This window comes from Oceanobacter sp. 3_MG-2023, from assembly GCF_030688925.1.
GTDB lineage: Bacteria > Pseudomonadota > Gammaproteobacteria > Pseudomonadales > Oceanobacteraceae > Oceanobacter.
Map to the genome: position 1 here is coordinate 17,704 of NZ_JAUYVX010000017.1, position 24,524 is coordinate 42,227.

The 24,524-nt window shown below is 54.3% G+C and carries 21 protein-coding genes; 5 read left to right on the forward strand and 16 right to left on the reverse strand.

Going from position 1 to position 24,524, the window contains the following annotated elements:
- Positions 1 to 226: 226 nt before the first annotated feature.
- The 11 genes from pyrF to gyrA form a co-directional block, all read right to left on the reverse strand.
- A complete protein-coding gene (gene pyrF / locus Q8W32_RS14850; protein ID WP_305415501.1) occupies positions 227 to 961 on the reverse strand; it encodes an orotidine-5'-phosphate decarboxylase in 735 nt (244 codons plus the stop codon).
- Positions 958 to 2,142 (reverse strand): hypothetical protein, encoded by a 1,185-nt coding sequence (locus Q8W32_RS14855; protein WP_305415502.1) that lies wholly within the window; start codon positions 2,140 to 2,142, stop codon positions 958 to 960. Before Q8W32_RS14855 ends, pyrF begins: the two co-directional genes overlap by 4 nt.
- Before the next feature lie 9 nt (positions 2,143 to 2,151).
- Positions 2,152 to 2,436: a LapA family protein gene (locus tag Q8W32_RS14860; protein ID WP_303434051.1), complete on the reverse strand. Its 285-nt coding sequence runs from the start codon at positions 2,434 to 2,436 to the stop codon at positions 2,152 to 2,154.
- Between the two features lie 23 nt (positions 2,437 to 2,459).
- Entirely contained in the window at positions 2,460 to 2,771 is a 312-nt protein-coding gene (gene ihfB, locus Q8W32_RS14865) for an integration host factor subunit beta (protein ID WP_303434052.1), read from the reverse strand.
- Positions 2,772 to 3,123: 352 nt separating this feature from the next.
- Positions 3,124 to 4,806, reverse strand: coding sequence for a 30S ribosomal protein S1 (gene rpsA, locus Q8W32_RS14870; protein WP_303434053.1), 1,683 nt, complete (start codon positions 4,804 to 4,806; stop codon positions 3,124 to 3,126).
- Positions 4,807 to 4,963: 157 nt separating this feature from the next.
- Positions 4,964 to 5,680 (reverse strand): (d)CMP kinase, encoded by a 717-nt coding sequence (cmk, locus tag Q8W32_RS14875; RefSeq protein ID WP_303434054.1) that lies wholly within the window; start codon positions 5,678 to 5,680, stop codon positions 4,964 to 4,966.
- A complete protein-coding gene (locus tag Q8W32_RS14880; RefSeq protein WP_305415503.1) occupies positions 5,673 to 7,922 on the reverse strand; it encodes a bifunctional prephenate dehydrogenase/3-phosphoshikimate 1-carboxyvinyltransferase in 2,250 nt (749 codons plus the stop codon). The genes cmk and Q8W32_RS14880 overlap by 8 nt, the downstream gene beginning before the upstream one ends.
- On the reverse strand, positions 7,919 to 9,031 hold the full coding sequence (hisC, locus tag Q8W32_RS14885; RefSeq protein WP_305415504.1) for a histidinol-phosphate transaminase: 1,113 nt from the start codon (positions 9,029 to 9,031) through the stop codon (positions 7,919 to 7,921). Before hisC ends, Q8W32_RS14880 begins: the two co-directional genes overlap by 4 nt.
- A 112-nt stretch (positions 9,032 to 9,143) precedes the next feature.
- Positions 9,144 to 10,235: a prephenate dehydratase gene (pheA, locus tag Q8W32_RS14890; protein WP_305415505.1), complete on the reverse strand. Its 1,092-nt coding sequence runs from the start codon at positions 10,233 to 10,235 to the stop codon at positions 9,144 to 9,146.
- A 65-nt stretch (positions 10,236 to 10,300) separates the two neighbouring features.
- Entirely contained in the window at positions 10,301 to 11,383 is a 1,083-nt protein-coding gene (serC, locus tag Q8W32_RS14895; protein WP_303434058.1) for a 3-phosphoserine/phosphohydroxythreonine transaminase, read from the reverse strand.
- Between the two features lie 59 nt (positions 11,384 to 11,442).
- Positions 11,443 to 14,136, reverse strand: a complete 2,694-nt coding sequence (gene gyrA / locus Q8W32_RS14900) for a DNA gyrase subunit A (protein WP_305415506.1) — start codon at positions 14,134 to 14,136, stop codon at positions 11,443 to 11,445.
- Positions 14,137 to 14,606: 470 nt separating this feature from the next.
- Here gyrA and Q8W32_RS14905 point away from each other — a divergent pair, with 470 nt between their 5' ends.
- The 5 genes from Q8W32_RS14905 to Q8W32_RS14925 all read left to right on the forward strand — a co-directional run bounded on the left by Q8W32_RS14905 (position 14,607) and on the right by Q8W32_RS14925 (position 19,410).
- Positions 14,607 to 15,911: a TRZ/ATZ family hydrolase gene (locus tag Q8W32_RS14905; RefSeq protein WP_303434060.1), complete on the forward strand. Its 1,305-nt coding sequence runs from the start codon at positions 14,607 to 14,609 to the stop codon at positions 15,909 to 15,911.
- 33 nt (positions 15,912 to 15,944) lie between these two features.
- Positions 15,945 to 16,673 (forward strand): bifunctional 2-polyprenyl-6-hydroxyphenol methylase/3-demethylubiquinol 3-O-methyltransferase UbiG, encoded by a 729-nt coding sequence (ubiG, locus tag Q8W32_RS14910; RefSeq protein ID WP_303434061.1) that lies wholly within the window; start codon positions 15,945 to 15,947, stop codon positions 16,671 to 16,673.
- On the forward strand, positions 16,670 to 17,329 hold the full coding sequence (locus tag Q8W32_RS14915) for an HAD family hydrolase (protein ID WP_305415507.1): 660 nt from the start codon (positions 16,670 to 16,672) through the stop codon (positions 17,327 to 17,329). The genes ubiG and Q8W32_RS14915 overlap by 4 nt, the downstream gene beginning before the upstream one ends.
- A 91-nt stretch (positions 17,330 to 17,420) precedes the next feature.
- Positions 17,421 to 18,176: a YciK family oxidoreductase gene (locus Q8W32_RS14920; protein WP_303434063.1), complete on the forward strand. Its 756-nt coding sequence runs from the start codon at positions 17,421 to 17,423 to the stop codon at positions 18,174 to 18,176.
- 310 nt (positions 18,177 to 18,486) lie between these two features.
- On the forward strand, positions 18,487 to 19,410 hold the full coding sequence (locus Q8W32_RS14925) for a GGDEF domain-containing protein (protein WP_303434064.1): 924 nt from the start codon (positions 18,487 to 18,489) through the stop codon (positions 19,408 to 19,410).
- A gap of 12 nt (positions 19,411 to 19,422) precedes the next feature.
- Here Q8W32_RS14925 and rluB read toward each other — a convergent pair whose 3' ends face one another.
- The 5 genes from rluB to trpS all read right to left on the reverse strand — a co-directional run bounded on the left by rluB (position 19,423) and on the right by trpS (position 24,501).
- Complete coding sequence (gene rluB / locus Q8W32_RS14930) at positions 19,423 to 20,277, reverse strand: 23S rRNA pseudouridine(2605) synthase RluB (RefSeq protein WP_303434065.1); 855 nt, start codon at positions 20,275 to 20,277, stop codon at positions 19,423 to 19,425.
- Positions 20,274 to 21,236: an SMC-Scp complex subunit ScpB gene (gene scpB / locus Q8W32_RS14935; protein ID WP_305415508.1), complete on the reverse strand. Its 963-nt coding sequence runs from the start codon at positions 21,234 to 21,236 to the stop codon at positions 20,274 to 20,276. The genes rluB and scpB overlap by 4 nt, the downstream gene beginning before the upstream one ends.
- A complete protein-coding gene (locus Q8W32_RS14940) occupies positions 21,229 to 22,131 on the reverse strand; it encodes a ScpA family protein (RefSeq protein WP_370693693.1) in 903 nt (300 codons plus the stop codon). The genes scpB and Q8W32_RS14940 overlap by 8 nt, the downstream gene beginning before the upstream one ends.
- Positions 22,132 to 22,139: 8 nt before the next feature.
- A complete protein-coding gene (locus Q8W32_RS14945) occupies positions 22,140 to 23,345 on the reverse strand; it encodes a tryptophan--tRNA ligase (protein ID WP_305415537.1) in 1,206 nt (401 codons plus the stop codon).
- 106 nt (positions 23,346 to 23,451) lie between these two features.
- Entirely contained in the window at positions 23,452 to 24,501 is a 1,050-nt protein-coding gene (gene trpS / locus Q8W32_RS14950; protein WP_305415509.1) for a tryptophan--tRNA ligase, read from the reverse strand.
- Positions 24,502 to 24,524: the final 23 nt, after the last annotated feature.

Below are 24,524 nucleotides of genomic sequence, written 5' to 3' on the forward strand. Positions count from 1 at the left end.
CAAACAGATCCCGACGATTTGCCGTTGTTGCTTTATGGTGTCATTGATTATGGCGTCGTTGATCATGGCGCCATTGATTGTTACGTCATTGATTGTTACGCCAACTCAGCCCCATTCCGCCGCTGGTCTGGTTAAATCTACTGCTGCGCTTTTGCTATCACAGTACCGACATCGTATTGAATAAGTGCTCATCCATAAGCACTCCCAGCAGCAGACACATCAGCGATCAGGCCAGGCTATCGAGAATTTTCTGACACGCTGCAGCCGGATTCTCCGCCTGGGTAATCGGTCGGCCAATGACCAGATAATCAACCCCTGCAGCCATTGCCTGTTCGGGTGTCATAACGCGTTTTTGATCCTGATTCGTGCTCCAGGATGGACGGATACCCGGCGTTACTGTTTTGAACTCGGCCCCACAATGCTGGCGAATAACCGCGAGCTCATTGGCAGAACACACAACACCGTCCAGCCCCGATGACTGCGCCAGGCTTGCCAGTCGTGCTACCTGCTGCTCCGGTGTCACCGTCAGGCCCAACTCCGCCAGATCAGAGCCATCCATGGAGGTCAGCACCGTTACACCAATCAACAACGGAGGGTTGGAACGCTTGTCCAGTTCATTACGAGCGGCTTCCATCATGCGACGACCACCACTGGCATGTACATTCACCATCCAGACACCCAGGTCGGCCGCAGCCGCGACAGCCTTGGCGCAGGTATTGGGAATATCGTGAAATTTCAAATCGAGAAACACATCAAATCCAAGCCCATGTAATTGCTCGATGACACTCGGCCCAGCGGCGGTAAACAGCTCTTTACCCACCTTCACCCGACAACTGGCAGGGTCCAGCAATCTGGCGGTTGCCAGTGCGCCCTCCGATGAGGGGTAGTCCAGCGCCACCACGATAGGAGAAGTTACAGCAGCGGAAACAGGTGGAGCAGAACGGAAAGAATCAATAGTCATAGGTCTTCAATAACAACGGAGGAGTGACTGGAAGAGGTGATAGCCTTGAAGCTGGCCCAGTTTTTACAACTTGGGCAGCGCCAATGGAATTCCCGCGCCTTGAAACCACATTGACTGCAGACAAAGCTCGGGTCATCGGTATCGATGCGGTGGAGAATATCATACACCCCATGGGCCTGCGACTCGGTCAAACGCTGCTTGTGGCGCAGCAACAAGCCCAACATCGCCACATACCCGGTATAGGATGGATAACGTTCAAGATCCTCGATAAATCCAGCGATGGCGCTGTCCGCCCCTTCGAGATCGGCCAGGGTTTCGGCACGGGCCACCAGAGCAGGCACGTAATTCAGCTCTTCACCATGACGCTGCAAGTGGGCCAGCAAACCACGGGGATCGCCCAGCTGACGGAACGACTTCACCATCGGTTCCAGCATGGCAATAATGGAGCCAGGATCATGATCCAGCGCTTTCAGATAGCAGCGTACCGCTTCATGGGGTTCGCTTTGCTCAAACGCCATATTCCCCAGCACCACAAAAGCACGGGCACAGCGACTGTCTGATTTGAGTGCGGCGCGGCACAGCTGACGGGTTTCAACATAATTGCCACTACTTGCCACCCGTTCAGCCAATTCACACGCCGCATGTGCCACACGGCGTTGTAACAAAGGGGAAGTGGGTAATTTTTTGGCCTGATTCAGGTCGAGAATTTGTTGCCACTCGCCCTCGCCTTCCAGCAATTCCAGTAAAACCATGGCTGCTTTTTCCTGGATACGGCCACGACTCTCCAGTAATTCCAGCAACAGGCGTTCCGCCCGGTCGTGCAGACCCGCCATGGAAAAATCCATCGCCAGTTCCAGCTCCAGTTCTTGCAGCAGTACGCCCTTCAGGTCAGTCCGGGCAAACAGGGTCTGGTGCAAGTGAATAGCACGTTCGACTTCGCCTTTTTCCCGCAAACTACAGCCGAGACGGAGAAACAATTCAACCGAATCATCATCCAGTGTCTGGGCATTAACAATACGTTTAAGAGTGAGGTCGGTGTTTTGTGCAAGAATAAAATCGATACTGGGAATCCAGTCAACCGGTGTACTTTTGGGGCGAGCCTTACCGGAACGATAGCCCAGTGTCCAGCCGATGCCAGTACCTACCAGCACCAGTATAAACACAATTACGGATTCTATCATGATGCCAGCCTAGGGCAGCCTGCCAGATCGCTTCTCTAATTCATCCAGCGCTTTTTGCAAGCGGCGGATTTTGCGTTTCTTTGATAAGACGGACATCACACCCGCCAGCAGGCCAATAGCACAACCAAGTGCCAACATCAGACCAAACCACAGCGCAACCGGCAGACTGACAGGAGCCCCTACCAGAAAAAACACATCCAGCGACTCGCTGTTACGAGTCGCGAATGTCAGACAATAGAGAAAGATAAGCAGGAATGAGATCAGACTTATGCCGATCCTGATTTTTTGCAGCATGATATTACCTGGCCGACAAGGCCCTAGTGTTCGCCGTCGATACTGTCATTAACCTGGTCGCGCAAGTCTTTACCCGGCTTGAAATGCGGCACAAACTTGCCTTGCAACTCGACCGTTTCGCCAGTTTTGGGATTACGCCCGATCCTCGGTGCACGATAGTGCAACGAGAAGCTGCCAAATCCGCGAATCTCAATCCGCTCACCCGACGACAGGCTCAACGACATATAATCGAGCATCGTTTTAACGGCTAACTCGACATCTTTGGCAGATAACTGCGGCTGACGACTGACGATACGTTCTATCAGTTCAGACTTAGTCACAGTGTTTTCCTCCATGAGGTGACTGCATGACAATAACTGTTGTCAAATCATGCAGTTAGCAGACAACAAATGCAACCGTTCGATGTTTGTTTATGTACTCAAAGATGGGAAAGCCATTTCATCCACGATGTTACCTGAAATATCCAGACAATCCCTATAGCTAATCGACATAAAAGCGCACTGCCAATCAAGGAAAACCTTTCCTGACTGTCTGGAACCATACCGCTTCAAACAATACCGTCTCAAACAATACCGTCTCAAGCAATACCGTCTCAAGCAATACCGAAATAATGCCCTGCTATCAAAACTGGATAACAAGGCATAAAAAAACCCGCCGAAGCGGGTTTTTATTCAGAGCAGCTTGACCTTAGTCTTTCTGGTTCAGCTGTTCTTTGATCAGATCACCAATGGTGGTCGGTCCAGATACTTCAGCATCCGCTTTGGTACGCTGTTCTTTCAGAGCCTGACGATCTTCTGCATTGTCTTTGGCTTTCATAGAGATGCTCAACGCACGGTTTTTACGATCAACCATGGTGATAACACCTTGTACGTCTTCGCCTTCTTTCAGCACAGTACGGGCATCGTCTACTTTGTCACGGCTGATTTCAGAAGCTTTCAGGGAAGCTTCTACGCCTGGAGACAATTCAACAACCGCTGATTTGACATCAACAGAAATGACCTTACCAACAACAACAGCACCTTTATCGTGAACTGCAACAAACTCGGAGAACGGATCGCTTTCCAGCTGTTTCACGCCCAGAGAGATACGCTCACGCTCTGGATCGATAGACAGGATAACGGTTTCCAGTTCATCGCCTTTCTTGTAGTTACGAACGGCTTCTTCGCCCGTGTCGTTCCAGGAGATGTCAGACAGGTGAACCAGACCATCGATACCACCGTCCAGACCGATAAAGATACCGAAGTCAGTGATTGACTTGATCTTGCCGGAGATTTTATCGCCCTTGTTACACTTGGTACCGAATTCTTCCCATGGGTTCATGGTGCACTGCTTGATACCCAGAGAGATACGACGACGTTCTTCGTCGATATCCAGAACCATCACGTCGATCTCATCACCAACCTGAACAACCTTGGATGGGTGAATGTTCTTGTTGGTCCAATCCATTTCGGAAACGTGAACCAAACCTTCAACGCCTTCTTCCAGCTCTGCGAAACAACCGTAGTCAGTCAGGTTGGTGACGCGGGCTTTAACGCGGGCATTTTCAGGGTAACGGTCATTGATGTTGACCCATGGATCATCACCCAGTTGTTTCAGACCCAGGGAAACGCGGTTGCGTTCACGGTCGAATTTCAGGACTTTAACGTCAATTTCGTCACCAACAGCAACGATTTCGCTTGGATGCTTGATGCGCTTCCAGGCCATATCGGTGATGTGCAGCAGGCCGTCAACACCACCCAGATCGACGAATGCGCCGTAATCGGTCAGGTTCTTGACGATACCTTTGACAGACTGACCTTCTTGCAGGTTAGCCAGCAATTCTTCACGTTCCTGGCTGTTGGCAGCTTCCAGAACGGCACGACGAGAAACCACAACGTTGTTACGCTTGGCGTCCAGCTTGATAACCTTGAATTCCAGCTCTTTACCTTCCAGGTGGGCTGTGTCACGTACTGGACGGACATCAACCAGAGAACCTGGCAGGAAGGCACGGATGTTTTTCAGGTCAACAGTGAAACCACCTTTAACCTTACCGTTGATAATACCGGTAACCATTTCTTCAGCTTCAAAGGCTTTCTCAAGCTCTTTCCAGCTTTCAGCACGCTTGGCTTTTTCACGAGACAGCTTAGTTTCACCAAAACCGTCTTCAACCGCTTCCAGGGAAACCTGGGTTTCGTCGCCAATAGCAACTTCCAGTTCACCTTTTTCATTCAGGAACTGGCTGCGGGGAATAACAGCTTCAGATTTCAGACCTGAGTTCACAGTTACCCAGTCGCTGTCGATGTCGACTACGGTACCAGTGACGATAGAACCGGGCTGCATGTCCAGTTCTTTCAAGGATTCTTCAAATAACTCAGCAAAACTTTCGGTCATGAATTAATACCTATATAAAAGCGTATATTCCGATGAAATGGTTGACGGAATAGTGACGCGTTCCAAATGGCCAGACATTTGGGTCAAATCATACAAAAACCCTGGTACGCTTCTGATTCCTTAGAGCAGGGGGCTGGCAAACGTACCGGATTTCATCTCAGACCAGTCCTGCTTTGCGAACAAGATCTGCCACGTGTCCGCACACCTGGTCGATCGTCAGCTCAGTACTGTCAATGGTTATAGCGTCATCGGCAGGCTTCAGCGGAGCAACAGCCCGGTTGCTGTCGCGTTCATCGCGAGCTCGGATGTCTTCGATAAGGGCGGGTAAACTAGCATCAAATCCCTTGTCAAGCAACTGCTCATATCGCCTTCTGCCCCGCTCTTCGGCGCTGGCGGTCAGGAATACTTTAACTTCGGCCAGAGGGAACACCACGGTACCCATATCCCGGCCATCAGCAATCAGGCCCGGGGCCTGACAAAAGTCACGTTGCCGCTGCAACAGGGCATCGCGTACTGCAGGTAAAGCCGCAACCTGAGAGGCCAGGCTGCCAACGTCTTCAGTGCGAATGGTGTCGGTCACGTTTTCGTTTTCCAGAATCACCTGCACTCCAGTGCTGCGTGGTTCAAAACGCACATCCAGCACCGCAGCGACAGCGGCGACAGCGACTTCGTCATCCAGCGCAATCTGTTTGCGGCTGGCGGCCAGACCGGTAATCCGGTACAGCGCACCACTATCCAGCAAATGCCAGCCCAGCTGCTCAGCCAAAAGCGCACAAACGGTGCCTTTACCAGCACCGGAGGGGCCATCAATGGCGATAACCGCAGACGTCGTCGGGACTGCTGCCGGAATTGACGTTGCTCTCGAATCAGTCACCACCCACATCTCCTTGTATTTGCAGCTGTAACCCTGTGCTATTGGCCAGTTCAACATAACCCGGGAAAGAGGTCGCGACGTTGGCGCAGTCATGAATAACAATCGCTGCCTCTGCCCGCAATGAAGCCATTGAGAAACTCATGGCGATACGATGGTCGCCATGGCTTGCGATCACGCCAGCACCAAAGCTGCCTTCAGGGCCAAAACCGGGAATAATTGCACCATCGGCAGTGCCTTGCGCCGCAACGCCGAGGCTATTCAAGCCATCAACCATAGACTGGATACGGTCGCTCTCCTTGACGCGCAATTCCTCTGCTCCCGTCAGGATGGTTTCCCCTTCGGCACAGGCGGCGGCAATAAAGATCGCCGGAAATTCGTCAATCGCCAGCGGCACCTGGTCTTCCGGTATATGGATACCCTTGAGCTGGGCCGAGCGTACCCGGATATCAGCTACCGGTTCACCGCCAACTTCACGCTCATTCATAACCTCGATATTGCCACCCATGGCACGGAGGATATTGATCACGCCAATACGGGTCGGATTGATACCAACATGCTGCAAGGTAATATCGGAACCCGGTGCAATACTGGCTCCCACCATATAAAACGCAGTGGACGAGATATCTGCCGGGACATCAATACTGGTCGCCGTCAATTCACCGCCAGACTGGATCGTCACCGTGCTGCCATCCACCTGCACATCGTAGCCAAAGCCTTTCAGCATGCGTTCGGTATGATCCCGGGTCGGTGCCGGTTCCGTCACTGATGTACTGCCTTCGGCGTACAAACCCGCCAGCAGCACACAGCTCTTGACCTGAGCACTGGCCATGGGCAACACGTAGTGAATACCTTTCAGGGCCTGGTTACCCTTGATTTTTAACGGTGGACGACCGCCTTCTTCGGTTTCCACAATGGCGCCCATTTGTCGTAACGGATCAGCCACTCGCCCCATTGGACGCTTGCTCAAGGATTCATCACCACTCATTTCGACATCAAAAGACTGACCCGCCAACAGACCGGACAACAGCCGGATGGAGGTGCCAGAGTTGCCGACATACAGGGCATTGGCCGGTGCTTTCAAGCCATGCAGGCCAACACCATGAATGGTCACACGACCACGATGCGGGCCTTCAATCACCACACCCATATCCCGGAAGGCTTGCAAGGTTGCCAGGCTGTCTTCACCTTCGAGAAATCCGCTGACTTCTGTAACACCATTGGCCAGCGAACCCAGCATGATGGAGCGATGAGAAATGGATTTGTCGCCAGGTACGCGAAAGGTGCCGGACAAACACTTGGCCGGTTGCACCAGATAGGAAAGAGAACTGGTTTTCATAGGTTCCACAAAGGCCCTGCGGGCAAGTATGTTTGAAAAATGATCCCGTGCAGCCTTGGCACGAGTCAGCACCCCCATCAGGGTCGTGGTGTCATTCTGGACAATGGCCTCACGTAACTGCAGGAGGTCTTTGTTAAACAGGTCCAGGGTTGCCAGCAATTGCTCCCGGTTGGCGGTAAAAATATCCCGCCACATCTCCGGGCTACTGGCAGCGATCCGGGTAAAGTCACGGAAACCACCCGCCGCATAATTGAAGATTTCTTTGTTTTCATGATTGTTGGCCAGGGTATCCACCAACGAATAGGCCAGCAAATGCGGCAGATGGCTGGTCGCGGCCAATACTTCGTCGTGATGATCCACCGACATGATTTCGACGTCGGCTCCCACCGCTTGCCAGGCCTGCATGACCAGTTGCAGTGCGGTGTTGTCGGTATGGGCTTCGGTCGTGATGATCACCTTGTGCCGGCAGTAGAGATGTTCATCCGCCGCGGCCACCCCACTGCGTTCAGAACCGGCAATCGGGTGGCCGAGAATAAAGCGGCCAAACCCGGCCCCGAATACCGCCTTGACATCTGCAGCAACCGACCCCTTGACCGAGCCGACATCGGTAATCACCGCATGCTGCGGCAAGCTCGCACTCAATGCCTGCAGCACCGGACGTACCGATAAAATCGGCACCGATACAATCACCAGATCGGCGTCGGCAACCGCTGCCCCGGGGGAGGTTGCGTAGCGGTCAATAATGCCGGTCTCGCAAGCCAGTTCCATTGAATCGAGGTTGCGATCAAAGCCGACCACCTCGCCTACGCCCCCCTGGGCACGCAGTCCCTTGACCCAGGAGCAACCAATCAGCCCCAGGCCAATTACCGCGACCCGGTGAACAAAGAATCCATTCTCTGTGGTCAAGCCAGCACCTTCGTCAACGCATCAATAAATGTCTGGTTTTCTGCCGTCGTTCCGACCGATACCCGAATGTATCCGGGCATATCGTAGTTGGCGACCGGGCGAATAATCACCCCCATTTGCAGCAACTGTTGATTCACCGTCTGATCATCCTTGCCTGCAGGCAACTTGAAGGTCACAAAATTGGCTACTGACGGAATATAACTCAATCCCAGCGACTCAAACGCGGCAACCAACTGCGCCATACCCTGACGGTTAAGCGCAACACTGTTGGCCAGATAGTCGCTATCTTTCAGCGCTGCGGTGGCAGCAGCCAGTGCAAAGGAATCCACATTGAATGGCGGACGAACCCGGTTCATCAGGTCAGCCACAACCGGGCTGGAAACGCCATAACCGACCCGCAGCGATGCCAGACCATAGGCCTTGGAAAAAGTACGCACGACCAGCAGGTTGGGATACTGTGACAGGTAATCCAGACCGCTGGGGTAGTCTTCAACTTCGGCATATTCGAAATACGCTTCGTCCAGCAAGACCAGCACCCGCTCAGGTACCGCTGCCAGAAAAGCTTCCAGTTCTGCACGGGTACTGTAGGTACCAGTCGGGTTGTTCGGATTGGTGGCAAATACAACCCGTGTACGGTCATTGATCGCCGCCGCCATTGCCATCAGATCATGGCCAAAATTCAGGGCAGGCACTTCGATCACTTCGCCACCAATGGCGCGGGTCACCAGACCGTAAATGGAAAAAGCATGTTGCGACACAACGACGTTATCGCCCTTGTCGACAAAAACCCGCACGGCAAAATCGAGAATATCACTGGAGCCGTTCCCCAGTGTCAGTTGATCCGCGGTCACGCCCAGGCGTTCACACAAGGCAGCCTTGAGGTCAAAACCGGCACCATCCGGGTAACGGGTCAGTTCTGCCAGTTGACCCTGAATGGCGGCAATCACATTCGGGCTGGGGCCAAGCGGATTTTCATTGCTGGCCAGCTTGACAATATTGGCCTCATCCAGCCCATGTTCACGCGCCAGCTCATCAATCGGTTTGCCAGGCTGATAAGGTTTCAGACCGCGCACTCCGGCAACGGCCAACTGCTGAAAATCTACACTCATGATTTGCTCTCATAGCATGGGCCAGACAAGGGAGCCGCACGGCCAGATGTCTAACACTTGTTTAATCAACCCCGTCAATCGATGGACAGACAGGGCTCGGTAACCAGGTCGCTTACAGAACGGCTTTCGGATAAGAACCCAGCCATTTGTAATCCGCCGCAACCTGTTGCAGCTGTTCCAGCACAGTACTGATCACAGCGTCGTCACTGTGGCCTTCAAAATCAATAAAAAAGGCGTAATTCCAGGTGCCGGTACGTGCTGGTCGGGTTTCGATACGCGTCAGGCTGATTCCGGCCTGATGAAATGGCTCCAGCACCTGATACAGGGCACCCGGCTGATTGCGGCTGGACACCATGATCGAGGTTTTGTCTTCACCACTGGACAGGGTTGCCTGACGGCCAACAATCAAGAAGCGCGTGGTATTGTCCGGGCGATCTTCAATATTGGCGCTGCAGACAACCAGCTGATACAGATCAGCAGCAACTTCACCGGCAATCGCCGCACTGCCCGGTTCAAGGCTGGCACGGCGCGCCGCTTCAGCATTGGAACTGAGCGCAATCCGCTCCACGTCCGGATAATGCTGGTCAAGCCAGCGTCGGCATTGCCCCAGTGACTGGGCGTGGGAGTAGATCCGTTCGATCGGTTGGGCCGGGTCTTGCGACATCAGGTGATGATGAATCCGCAGCGATACTTCGCCACAAATCTGCAAGTTTGAATCAAAAAAGCTGTCGAGGGTATGGGTCACCACGCCTTCGGTCGAGTTTTCTACCGGCACCACCCCAAAATTGGCAGCACCGCTTTCCACTTCACGGAACACATCACCAATCGAGACCTGGCTGTGACAGCACACGGCATGGCCAAAATGTTTTACTGCCGCCTGTTGGGTGAAGGTCCCTTCCGGGCCAAGAAACGCCACATTCAATGGCTCTTCCAGAGCCAGACATTGCGACATGATTTCGCGAAACAGGCGCGCCATATTTTCATCCGGCAACGGGCCAGTATTACGCACCATTACATTACGCAGTACCTGTGCTTCCCGCTCAGGACGATAAAAAATCACCGACTCACCCGGCGCTGCGTATTTTTCCTTCACCTCTGCAACCTGCTGGGCACAGCGGGCACGCTGATTGATCAACTCCTGAATTTGCCGATCAATAGAGTCAATCGACTGGCGCAGTTGTTCGAGTTCCTGAGCTTCACTCATGAGTTGCCTTGCTTCGTTAATCTGGAATGGGATCACTGACCCGACAGGCGAGCCAGTGTACAAGCTTAACCGTGGCGACGAGCGAAGTCGGCCATAAAGTCGGTTAATGCAACAACAGCCGCTTCAGAAACGGCATTGTAAATACTGGCACGCATACCACCCACACTGCGATGACCGGCCAGATTCAACAGCCCGGCCGCTTCACTCTGTTGCAGGAACAAGGAGTCCAGATTCGCATCGGCCAGGGTAAAGGGCACATTCATGATCGAGCGATTGGGAAGTGCAACCGGGTTGGCATAAAAGTCATTGGTATCGATAAACTGATACAAATGTGCCGCTTTGCGATGGTTGGCCGCCGCAATGGCCGCAATACCGCCCTGTTCTTTCAGCCATTCAAACACCAGCCCGGCCAAATACCAGCTATACGTTGGTGGTGTGTTGTACATCGAGCCGTTATCGGCACACACGGTGTAGTTGAACATCGTTGGTGTGGTTGCCCGGGCCTTGCCCAGCAAGTCATCACGAATAATGACCACACACAGGCCCGCCGGGCCGATGTTTTTCTGGGCACCGGCGTAGATCATGCCAAAACGGCTGACATCCAGCGTATCAGACAAAATCGCCGATGACAGATCCGCCACCAGAGGAACGTCGCCAGTGTCAGGAATATAATCAAACGCCACACCACCAATCGTCTCATTCGGACAGTAATGGACATAGTCGGCGTCGGCGTTGAAGGCCAATTCTGATGGTGCCGGCGCCGAGGTAAACTTATTGTCTTCGGTCGAGGCAATCACCCGGACATCCGCAAAACGCTTGCCTTCTGCCAGCGCTTTTTTTGACCATTGGCCGGTCACGATCTGATCGACCTTGCCGCTGCCGTTGGCCAGGTTTAATGGCACCATCGCAAACTGGCTACTGGCGCCACCTTGCATAAACAACACTTTATAGTTGTCGGGAATGGCCATCAGGTCACGCAGGTCTTGTTCGGCTTTTTTGGCCACGGCAACAAAATCAGCGCTGCGGTGGCTCATTTCCATGATCGACAAGCCCTTGCCATGCCAGTCTGCCAGTTCCAGACCCGCCCGCTCCAGTACCGCACTCGGCAATGCCGCCGGGCCAGCACAAAAATTAAACACTCGGTTCATCAGATTGATTGCTCTGTATTGCAGGCGCCGGAGCGCCCCGTCCAGACGAACGCAGCTTGTTATTCTGCGTCGTCACCGTTGTCGTCGGTATTGCTGTCAGAATTGTCTTCAACACCGGCTTCTTGATCGCTTTGATCACTATGATCGGCCGTATCGCCGGCGTCATCAGCGTTCGCCAATACCGCCAACAGGGCTTCATCATCTTCCGGATCACAGATCCGTTCCAGCCCGACCAGCTTTTCTTTCTCACTGACACGAATCAGGGTCACACCCTGGGTGTTACGACCCAACAGTGATACTTCGTTGACATGGGTACGCACCAGCGTGCCCTGATCGCTGATCAGCATCACTTCATCACCGTCGAACACTTGCACGGCTCCCACCATACGGCCGTTACGATCGTTGGTGACCATGGCAATCACACCTTGTGTGCCGCGCCCCTTGGTCGGGAACTCCGTCACTTCCGTGCGTTTGCCAAAACCACGCTCTGAAGCGGTGAGAATCGCACCGTTTTCTTCCGGAATGATCAGTGCAATAACGCTCTGCTCCTGACCCAGTGTGATGCCTCGCACCCCACGGGCTGTACGTCCCATCGGCCGTACTCCGCCTTTGCCTTCGCTGTCCTGGCCTTCATAAAAACGCACCGCTTTACCGGCATCAGACAGCAGCATGATATCGCGCGAGCCATCGGTAATGGCCACACCAACCAGATGATCACCGTCATCCAGCTCACAGGCGATCAAACCGCTGGAGCGTGGACGGGAAAACTGGTCGAGCGAGGTTTTCTTCACCGTGCCGCGAGCGGTGGCCATAAAGACAAAGTTGTCTTCACGGTACTCGACCACGGGCAGAATGGCGGTAATACGTTCACCTTCATCCAGTGCCAGTACATTGACAATCGGACGGCCTTTGGCATTACGGCTGGCTTGCGGAATATTGTACACCGTCAGCCAGTACACCTTGCCCGCATCGGTAAAACACAACACGGTATCGTGACTGTTCACCACTAACAGGTGTTCGATGAAGTCCTCATCTTTTACTGACGTGGCAGAACGCCCTTTACCACCGCGCTTTTGGGCCTGATAGGCATCGATCGGCTGGGTCTTGGCGTAACCGCTGTGGGACAGCGTCAGCACCAGATCCTCTTCCGGAATCAGGTCAGCCATGCTCAGGTCGCGCTTCACCGCCATGATTTCGGTCTTGCGCTCATCGCCATACTCTGCCCGAATGGCTTCCAGCTCTTCCCGGATCACTGTCATCAAGCGATCGGCACTACCAAGAATCTCCAGATATTCGGCGATTTCTTCCAGTTTTTGCTGGTACTCTTCGATCAGTTTTTCATGTTCCAGGCCGGTCAGTTTTTGCAGTCGCAGATCCAGAATGGCTTGTGCCTGGGCCGGCGACAAATGGTACTTGCCATCCCGGAAGCCAAATTCTTCCGGCAGGTCATCCGGGCGACAGGCGTCTTCACCGGCTCGCTCCAGCATGTCCAGGACATCGCCCGGATGCCAGGCGGTAACGATCAGTTTTTCCTTCGCTTCGGCAGCGTTGGTGGATTCCTTGATCAACTGGATCACCGGATCAATATTCGCCAGTGCCAGTGCCAGACCTTCCAGCAAGTGGCCGCGCTCCCGGGCCTTGCGCAGATCAAAAATGGTGCGACGGGTAACGACTTCACGACGGTGCTTGACGAAAGCTTCCAGCAGCTGCTTCAGGTTCAGCGTGCGGGGCTGGCCTTCGACCAGTGCCACAACGTTGATGCCGAACACGCCTTGTAACTGGGTCTGGGCGAACAGGTTGTTGAGCACGACTTCGGGCATTTCACCACGACGCAGCTCTATCACAATCCGCATACCGTCCTTGTCGGACTCATCACGCAGTTCGGTAATGCCTTCCAGTTTTTTTTCCTTGACCAGCTCGGCAATTTTTTCAATCAAGCGGGCCTTGTTCACCTGATAAGGAATCTCGGTGAACACAATACTGACCTTGCTGTTCTTTTCGTCGGTTTCAAAATGGTGGCGAGCACGCAGATAAATGCGACCTCGACCGGTGCGATAGGCTTCAATAATGCCATCACGACCATTAATAAAGGCGCCCGTCGGGAAATCCGGCCCCGGGATGTATTCCATCAGGGCGTCGATATCGAGATCCGGGTTGTCGATCAGCGCCAGACAACCGGTCAATACTTCGGTCAGGTTATGCGGCGGAATATTGGTTGCCATACCCACGGCGATACCGGAGGAACCATTCACCAGCAAATTGGGCACACGGGTCGGCAATACTGCCGGAATCTGCTCGGTACCGTCGTAGTTGGGCACCCAGTCGACGGTTTCCTTTTCGATATCACCCAGCATGTCGTGGCTGATTTTATCCATGCGGATTTCGGTATAACGCATGGCTGCGGCCGAGTCGCCGTCGACCGAGCCAAAGTTACCCTGGCCATCCACCAGCGTGTAACGCATGGAAAAATCCTGCGCCATACGCACAATAGTGTCGTAAACAGCAGAGTCACCGTGCGGGTGATATTTACCAATGACATCACCAACCACCCGAGCGGATTTTTTGTATGGCTTGTTCCAGTCGTTGTTCAGTACGTTCATCGCATGCAAAACACGACGATGCACCGGTTTGAGACCATCCCGAACATCGGGCAATGCTCGCCCGACAATTACGCTCATGGCGTAATCAAGGTACGATTGTTGCAATTCATCTTCGATGTTAATCGGGAGAACTTCTTTGGCTAACTCACCCATAGACTATTAAGATCCGTGCTGTATCGCTTGGCCACATACCGTGGCGATGGCATTCACTTGACTGTATTGATTAACAGAACAACCGCCGGAGCAGGCAGCAATCACAACCGCTACCCATTCGTACCGCTGCCCTGGCTGCAGACAACAGACTGGTTCAGAACCAGCGTTATTTTGCAGCGCAAAACAAAGCGCGCATCATACCATAAAAGCCCCGATAACCTAATACACTCCCTGCCAGAAGCGTCTCAGAACAACCACAAGCCCAGCATTAACAAAATACCCGGCAACGAACATCTTTTCGGGCAAAAGCGCTCCATTGCCCTTGACGGCCGCCCAAACCGCACTTTTGGATTCCAATCTTGCAGACTCTGCAAGTCTGCGGTCGCGAACACTCCGGGCGGTGGATATAATCGTCTTCGTGCCCGCCACCGTTGACGGCGATCTACTCTCTTTTTACATGAGGATTATTCATGACTGCAGACCTCCGTCTCAACGCTCGCTGGCTGGTGCCAATGGATGGTAATCAACCGATCATCGAACACGCTTCGGTTTTTGTAACAAACGGCCGTATTGAAGCCATTGAGTCGTCAGAATCTGAGCGTGACGCCCGGCAAACCATCGAATTGCCCCACCATGCACTGCTGCCCGGCTATATCAATGCCCATGGTCATGCCGCGATGTCGCTGTTCCGGGGAATGGCGGATGATTTACCCTTGATGACCTGGCTGCAGCAGCATATCTGGCCTGCCGAGACCCAATGGGTGAATAGTGACTTTGTCCGTCAGGGTACCGAACTGGCGATGGCGGAAATGATTCGTTCCGGCACCACCACCTTTGCCGATATGTACTTTTATCCGCAGGATGCCATTGCGGCCTCGCTGACCGTCGGCATGCGCCACGTTAACCTGATGCCGGTTCTGGATTTTCCTACCAACTACGCCAGCAACGCCGATGACTATCTACAGAAAGCCCTGGCAGTCCATACCCAGTGCCAACAGCACGATCTGCTGACATTGGGACTCGGGCCTCATGCCCCCTACACCGTCTCCGATGCTCCTTTGCGCCAGGTACGCGCCATGGCTGATGAGCTGCAGCTACCGGTACAGATCCATTTGCATGAAACCGCCTTTGAGGTGCAAGACAGCCTGGAAAAATACGGCAAGCGCCCTATCGAACGCCTGTTCGATCTGGGCTTTCTGGCCCCTGGCGTCAGCTGTGTCCATATGACCCAGATCAACGACCAGGACCTCGAGCTTATGCGCCAGAGCGGTGCCAGCGTCGTCCACTGTCCGGAATCCAATCTGAAACTTGCCAGTGGCTTTTGCCCCACGGCTCGGCTGTTGCAGGCCGGTATTCCGCTCGGGCTGGGCACCGATGGTGCCGCCAGCAACAACGACCTGAACCTGCAGGCCGAAATGAAAACCGCTGCCATGCTGGCCAAGGCCGTCGCCGCCGATGCCGCCGCCGTACCGGCCTTGCAAGCCTTGCATATGGCCACGCTGGGCAGTGCCCAGGCACTGGGCATCGACCAGCACACCGGTTCGATTGAAGTTGGCAAATGGGCTGATTTACAAGCAGTTGACCTGTCGCAGCTATCACAGCAACCACTGTATGATCCAATATCCCAGCTGGTTTACACCGACAGCAGTCGTTATACCAGCCATGTCTGGGTGGCTGGCCAGGCGCTGTTGCATAACGCCGAGTTTACCCACATAGATATCGACCAGCTGACCGCCACTGCGCGCCAGTGGTCACAACGTATTCGTCCGAATTAACCCAAGACCTCGACGGGACAACAGGAAACAATGATGACCGAACACAGTACAGCAAACGTCGACCACGCCGAAGTCGCCAAATTTGAAGCCCTGGCCAGCCGCTGGTGGGACCCGGAAAGCGAATTCAAACCCCTGCACGATATCAACCCATTACGCTGCAACTACATCGACCAGGCTGCCGAACTGGCTGGCAAACAGGTTCTGGACGTTGGCTGTGGTGGTGGTTTGCTCAGCGAAGCCATGGCCCAGCGCGGTGCCACGGTTACCGGTATCGATATGGGTGAAGCGCCGCTGAATATCGCCCGTTTGCACGCCCTCGAATCCGGCGTCAAAATTGATTACCAGCATATTGCCGTTGAAGCACTGGCCGAACAGCAACCGGCCAGTTTCGACGTCGTCACCTGCCTCGAAATGCTTGAGCACGTACCCGACCCGGCTTCCATCATCCGTGCGTGTGCCACCCTGGTAAAACCCGGCGGCCATGTGTTTTTCTCTACCTTGAATCGCAACCCCAAAGCTTATGGCATGGCGATTATCGGAGCGGAATACCTGTTAAAAATGCTACCCGCCGGTACCCACGATTACACCAAATTCATCAAGCCCAGTGAGCTGACACGCTGGTGCCGCCAGGCTGATTTGCAAGCGACCCATATTACCGGCATGACCTATAACCCGCTGTTCAAAAGCTACAAACTGAACGACCAGGATGTCAGCGTCAATTACCTGATGACCACCATCCGGCCAGCACAGGACGACGTATGAGCCAGCCGCATCCACACGCCATCCTGTTCGACCTGGATGGCACCCTGCTCGACAGTGCCCCCGACTTTTTTGGTGTTGTCAATTCGCTGCGACAAGAACAGGGCAAGCCCCCACTGGACCATAAAACCATTCGCCAGCAAGTCAGTAATGGCGGTGCGGCACTGACCGAAATCACCTGGGAAATAAGCCGGGATCACCCGGAATTCAGTGACTACCGCGAGCAGTTGCTCAACCGTTATGGCGACTACCTTGCCACGGCCAGCGCCTTGTTTCCCGGCTTCCGGGCCGTACTCGATGAATTGCAACTGCTGGGGGTGCAATGGGGCATTGTCACCAACAAACCACGCCGTTTTGCTGTTCCCTTGCTGGAAAAGCTGGCCATTAGCGCACCGGTACTGGTCTGTGCCGACGATGTTCGTATCGCCAAACCAGACCCGGAAAGCCTGCTGCTGGCCGCAGCCCAGCTGGAACTGCAACCGGAGGCCTGCTGGTATGTGGGCGACCATCTGCGCGATATTCAAGCCGGCAAGGCTGCCGGTATGCGCACCATTGCCGCCCTGTTTGGTTATATAGAAGACCACGATGACCCGCAGCGCTGGCAAGCCGATAACAGTATTCATACCGCGGATGAACTGATCACCTTGCTCGGCCGCTAGCCGCCATCCTGTTGATCAGCACCACCAGGGCGGCGTATCGGTTGATCCAGGCCATCCCCCTGACCCGAACCACCAGACCAAGGATTTTCGCATGACCGCAACACAAGCCCTGCAAGGGCGCACTATTCTGATCACCGGCGCTGGCTACGGAATTGGCCGCGAAGCAGCCCTGACTTATGCCCGGGCCGGAGCCACCGTTTTATTGTTGGGACGTACCCAGGAAGCCCTGAACGATACCTACGACCTGATTGAAGCCGAGCAATTGCCACAAGCCGCCGTTATGCCGTTTGATCTGGAAACCAGCGACGAAGAACCTTACCGTCAGTTGGCCGAGATGATCGAAACCCACTTTGGGCATCTGGATGGCTTGCTGTTGAATGCCGGTGTGCTCGGCCAGCGTACCCCCATCGACAACTACCATGCCGACACCTGGATGAAGGTGATGCAAATTAACCTCAACAGCCAGTTTTTACTGATCAAGCAGCTGCTGCCATTGCTGCACAAGGCACCCGCCGATGCCGCCATTCTGTTTACCAGCAGTAGCGTTGGCCGTGTTGGTCGCGCTTATTGGGGAGCCTATTCGGTATCCAAATGTGCTACCGAAGGGCTGATGCAGGTACTCGCACAAGAGCTGGAAAACACCAGCAATATCCGCGTCAATGCCATCAACCCGGGAGCGACCCGCACCACCATGCGGGCAGCCGCTTATCCGGTTGAAAACCCCGCCGATGTAACTCCTCCCAGTGATATTATGCCGTTGTACCTGCATTTGATGAGCCCGGCATCCACCGGTATTCATGGCCAGAGCCTGGACGCCCAGGGCGAACACGCATTTCGCCCGGAATAGACCACTAGCGGACTCAGGCTGAATGAGATGTCTGGCCGGGGTGTTCTCCGGTCAGACACTCTTGCTCCGATTCCCTCGCCATTCTCTCCGCTCTCTATATCCACGCCACGTCAACAACTGACAATAAATTGACTTGCTGCGTCAAAAATATGTTCTTTTTAATGACACCAACCAAGAGTATTTTTCAGCAAAGCCGATGCTATAAAGACAAGTTATTGAGTTATATAGTATTTTATCAACACCAGAGTTCAGGCATTAACTTTGCTTATGAACTATAATCTGGTCATAAAACAACAAGAGGCAAGATGGGGTGAACCGATCACAACGCAGTAACCCGCCTGGGCCGAACGACGCCACCGTTATTGATGACCCCATTCGACCCGAAACCCTGCTTCATCTCGCCCTGCAACTCCAGAGCACGCTGGAACTGCGACTGCTGATTGAACTCTTCTTCCAGAATATCCAGAACACTATCCCTATTGATGGCATCAGCTATCGCTCGTATGACCTGCCTATGGCGGTCTGCCTCGGGCGGGTTGGCCCACACCGGGTCAATCACTCCCTGAATCTTCATGATGATGACCTGGGCGAACTGATTTTTTTTCGCGCCACCCCCCTGTATGACCACGAACAATCCTGCTTGCACGTACTGCTTGGGGTTTTACGCCATCCTCTGCGTAATGCCTTGCTGTATCAGAAAGTACGGGATGCCTCGTTTCGTGACCCCTTGACCGGAGCTGGTAACCGGATTGCCATGGAACAGACGCTGGAGCGGGAAATTGAACTGAGCCATCGCCATAACCAGCAACTGTCGCTCTTGATGCTCGATATGGATAACTTCAAGGCGATTAACGACCAGTATGGCCACAACAGTGGCGATGAAGTACTACAAAGCGCGGTACAAGCCATTACCGACTGTATGCGCCAGACGGACCTGTGCTTTCGTTTTGGAGGGGAAGAGTTTCTGGTATTGCTCAGCAATGCCCATCAGAGCGATGCCATGATTGTTGCCAACCGGATTCGCGAGACCATCAGCCAACGGCGTATTTCATCACATGGGGTCAATATCGCTGCCACCGCCAGTATTGGCTGTGCCAGCCTGAGGGTATCTGACAGTCGCCGCAGTCTGATTCATCGTGCCGACCAGGCGCTGTACAGCGCCAAGCATCAGGGCCGCAACCGGGTGGTGGGTGAGCAGGCATTGCCAGAATCCTGCGCCACGCCACCGGATTAATACCAGAACGGATCAGGCTTCGGGGTTACGCCGCTTGGGACGTGGGCCAACCTGCTGACGTATTTTTTGACGCTTTTGCTGGCGCTGGAATTGTTCTTTTTCTTTCCCGACCAACCGGCGCACGCGTTTACGCTCCAGGCTGACCGAGTCTGACAGGTCATTCAGCTCACGCTGGCCCAGCTCAACCCAGGTACCGACCGGAATATTGGATGGCAGAAAAATACAGCCATAGCGCACCCGTTTAAGACGACTGACTTCAATTCCCTGGCTTTCCCACAAGCGCCGCACTTCGCGGTTACGACCTTCCATCACCACCACGTGATACCACTTGTTCTGGCCTTCGCCATCGAAGTATTTCACATCGGCAAACTTGGCCATGCCGTCATCCAGCAAGACGCCTTCTTTCAGCCGGGTAATCATCGCCTCATCCACATCACCCCGAACCCGCACCGCGTACTCACGATCGACACCGGTCGATGGATGCATCAACCGGTTGGCCAGTTCACCATCGGTGGTGAACAGCAGCAAACCACTGGTATTGATATCCAGACGGCCAACATTGATCCATCGTTCGCCTTTGGTTTTGGGCAAGTGATCAAAAACCGTCGGGCGCTTCTCCGGGTCGGTACGGCTGCACACTTCGCCCACCGGCTTGTTATAAGCCAGCACGCGGCGATCCCGGCCAATATCATCCAGCTTGAGCGGGCGACCATCGAGGCGCACATCATCATACTTATCGGCGCGATCACCCAACACGGCGGTTTTGCCATTCAGGCCCACACGACCTTCAGCAATCCAGCGTTCGGCTTCACGACGGGAGCTGGCAATGGCACTGACGGCCAGGATTTTTTGTATACGTTCTTTCATGACGGTTTATCTTGTTTACGGGCATCCTCTGCATCATCTTCCGATGCCGCTGAGTCTGCAGGTGTCTGGGAAGCGTCCCGCTGTGCTGGTTGTTGCAGCCGGTCGATCAAATCGTCAAGCTGTTTCCGGGCGGGGACGCCCTCTGTATTGCTACCTTTGGTGATCTTGTTATTGCTGCCTGAGTCATGCTCATTACGGGCCAGCAAATTCTGTTCAACTCGGGCGACCAGTGCATCGGCCTCGGCCAAGTCATCGGCGGTGGCATCCAGAACATCGGCACCACGCCGAGCGACGTCTTCGTCGCGGGTAAATGTATAATCTTCATCGGGACGGCGCTTGGCGTCGGCATTCTCACCCAACGCCTGCTTGCGATTGTCCTCATCCAGCTCCCGGATAGCCATCAGAGAGGGTAGTTGATCAAGGCTACTGAGGCCAAAATAATCGAGAAATTCTGCCGTGGTGGCGAACAGCGCTGGCCGCCCCGGTACATCACGATGGCCGACCACCTTGATCCATTCACGCTCCAGCAAGGTCTTGATAATACCGGAACTGACCACCACGCCACGTACATCTTCAATATCACCTCGAGTCACTGGTTGTCGATAGGCGATCAGCACCAGGGTTTCCAGTAAAGCCCGGGTATAACGCGGTGGCCGCTCCTGCCATAACCGGCTGACCCAGGGCATGGTGTGCTGACGCACCTGCAATCGATAGCCACTGGCGACCTTGACCAGTTCAATACCTCGCCCCTGCAGCTGCTGATCCAGCAACTCAAGGGCAGCGCGCAGTTCTGAATTAAGCGGTTTCTGCGACTCGTCAAACAGGCTGGCCATACGCTCCAGCGACATCGGTGCGGCATGAACCAGCATCGCAGCTTCCAATACAGCAGCCAGCTGCTCTGCTGTCAGGCCATGGCGAACCAGTGACTGATTGCGGTGATGACGGTCAGGATTATTCATCGTCAGTGTACTCTCCGCTTGCGGGCTTCATCCGCACATGGATCGGACCAAATGGCTGCTGTTGCACCAGCTCGATCAGTTTTTCTTTTACCAGTTCCAGCACCGCCAGAAAGGTCACAACAACCCCCAGACGACCTTCCGTCGGATCAAACAGCTGCAGGAACGGGCTGAATTCATCGCCATCCAGTCGCTCCAGTACCTGGCTCATACGCTCCCGGGTTGATAGCTGCTCACGTTGTACTTCGTGATGTTCGGTACGGTCAGCCCGCCGCAGAATATCGGCATAGGCCAGCATCAGCTCCCGCATGTCGACATCCGGGTGCATACGGGTCACTGTCGGCTGCTCGATACGAAGGCTGGCCTGTTGCCAGTCCCGCTCCATACGCGGCAGGGCATCCAGGTCTTCAGCGGCCGTCTTGAAACGCTCATATTCCTGCAAGCGGCGGATCAGCTCGGCGCGAGGGTCTTCTTCTTCATCATCACTGCCGTCACTGTGACGAGGCAACAGCATGCGGCTTTTGATTTCTGCCAGCATGGCGGCCATGACCAGATACTCCCCCGCCAGCTCCAGCTGCATTTCTTGCATCACATCAATGTAGCGCAGGTACTGATCAACAATATCAGCCACGTTGACGTCGAGAATATCCAGGTTCTGTTTGCGAATCAGGTACAGCAGCAGATCCAGTGGCCCTTCAAATTGCTCCAGAATCACTTCCAGCGCATCGGGAGGTATGTACAAATCCAGCGGCAACTGGGTCAGGGGCTGACCTTGTACCAAAGCAAAGGATATCGCTGGCGGCGTCGATCCAAGAGATTCGGTCACTTCAGTGACATCCACAGCGGCAACGGAGGTATTGCCGGGTGCTGGGGCGGCGTTATTCTGCGCGTGTGTCACAGCCTCTCCTAGCGATAGCTTAATCCCATGGCCTCGCGCACTTCATCCAGTGTCGCTCGCGCTGCATCCCGCGCTTTGTCGGTACCATCCGCAATCAGACTGCGGAGCAAATCCGGCTCGTTTTCATATTGTGCCGCGCGGGCACGAATCGGTTCCTGCTCTGCCACGATCGCATCGATCACCGGTTGTTTGCATTCCAGACATCCCCACTCACCACCACGACAGGCGCCCTGGACACGCTGCTGCAGTGATTCATCGGAATAGACCTGATGAAAGGGCCATACCGGGCACACATCCGGGTTGCCGGGGTCTGTCAGCCGGACTCGTGCCGGATCGGTACGCATGGTGCGGATTTTCTGGCTGACCTCATCAGGCTCAGCGCGTAATGGAATAAAATTATTCCCGGAGCTGGACATTTTTTCGCCGTCCAGGCCGGGCATTTTTGCCGTAGCCGTCAGCATTTCATGGGGTTCCGGCAGAATGGTTCGCCCTACGCCTTCAAGATAACCGATCAGGCGTTCCCGATCGGATAGCGTCAGGCTGACCTGTTCCCGCACCAGCGCCTGGGCAGTCAGCAAGGCGTCGTTATTGCCATGCGAAAGAAAATCCCGCCGCAATTCCTTGTACAGCTTGCCGGTCTTTTTACCGATTTTTTTTAACGCCAGCCGGGCATGATCTTCAAACCCGGCTTCGCGGCCGTATAAATGATTAAAACGGCGGGCCAGATCTCGCGCCATTTCGATATGAGCCACCTGATCGGCACCGACCGGCACCAGACCGGCACGATAGGTCAGAATATCGGCGGCTTGCAGCAAGGGGTAACCCAGCAGGCCATACGTCGATGATTCCGATTCATGCAGGGACGATTTTTTGTCTTTGTAGCTCGGTACCCGCTCCAGCCAGCCTTGTGGCGTCAGCATCGACAGCAACAAATGCAGCTCGGCTTGCTCCGGTATTTTGCTTTGGATAAATAATGTCGCAGATCCCGGATTGATCCCCGCTGCCAGCCAGTCGATCAGCATGTCCCAGACATGGGTCGACAATGCCTGTGGCTGCTCGTACTCAGTGGTCATGGCGTGCCAGTCGGCAACAAAGAAAAAACATTCATATTCGTGCTGCAAACGCACCCAGCTTTTTAATACGCCGTGATAGTGCCCGAGATGCAACCGCCCTGTCGGGCGCATACCGGAAACCACGCGCCGCTGGGAATCCATGGAGCTCAAATAACATCCCTCTTGTATTGATCCTGATACGGACTACCTGCCAAACGCAGGTGCCAGTGACAACAAATACGGATAACCCGATTCACCGAACGGGTTTTCAAAACAAGCGGGCGATACCTACCGCCTGCCGCACCTCAGCCATCATGGGTTCACTGATGGCGCGAGCACGGGCAGCACCGGCCTGCAGCTGTTCTTCGATATCCTGGGGACGGCTCATCAAGTCGTTGTAACGCTCCCGTGATTCAGCCAGCTCAGCGTTGATCAGCTCGAACAGTTGTTTCTTCGCTTCACCCCAGGCAATACCATCAGCAAAGGCCTGGCGCATGGCGGCGGTTTGTTCGTCGGAAGCAAAGGCTTGCCAGATCTGGAAGACCGCAGAGGTATCCGGGTCTTTGGCTTCACCGGGTTCCAACAGGTTGGTCTTGATCTTGTTGATGTGTTTTTTCAGTTGTTTCTCAGGCAAAAAGAGCGGAATGGTATTACCGTAGCTTTTGCTCATTTTACGACCGTCCAGCCCTTGCAGCACGGCCACCTGATCACTCACAACGTAATCGGGCAGCGTCAGAATCGGGGCCTTGTTGGCATAGATATGGTTAAAACGCTGGGCGATATCGCGGGCCATTTCCACATGCTGGATCTGATCCTTGCCAACCGGTATATGTGTGGCACCAAACATCAGGATATCCGCTGCCATTAGTACCGGGTAGCTGAACAGGCCCATGCTGATGCCTTTGTCGGCATCCACACCGTCGGCTACGTTGACGTCCACGGATGCCTTGTAGGCATGTGCCCGGTTCATCAATCCCTTGGCGCAAATACAGCTGAGAACCCAGCACAGTTCCGTGATCTGGGGAATATTTGACTGCCGGTAAAAAACGGCTTTGCTGGTATCCAGCCCCAAGGCAAGCCAGGTCGCGGCAATTTCCTTGGTGGACTGTTGGACCGCGGCCGGGTCCTGACATTTGATCAGGGCATGATAATCTGCCAGAAAATAGAACGACTCGTTGGTGTCTTCCCGGCTGGCTTCAATGGCTGGCCGAATGGCCCCGACGTAGTTCCCCAAATGAGGTGTTCCGGAGGTGGTAATGCCGGTCAGAACCCGTTTGGGGCCGTTTGGCGCAGTGGCATTCGAAGCGTCTTGAGTCATTCTAATCATCCAGGCAAGCGAAA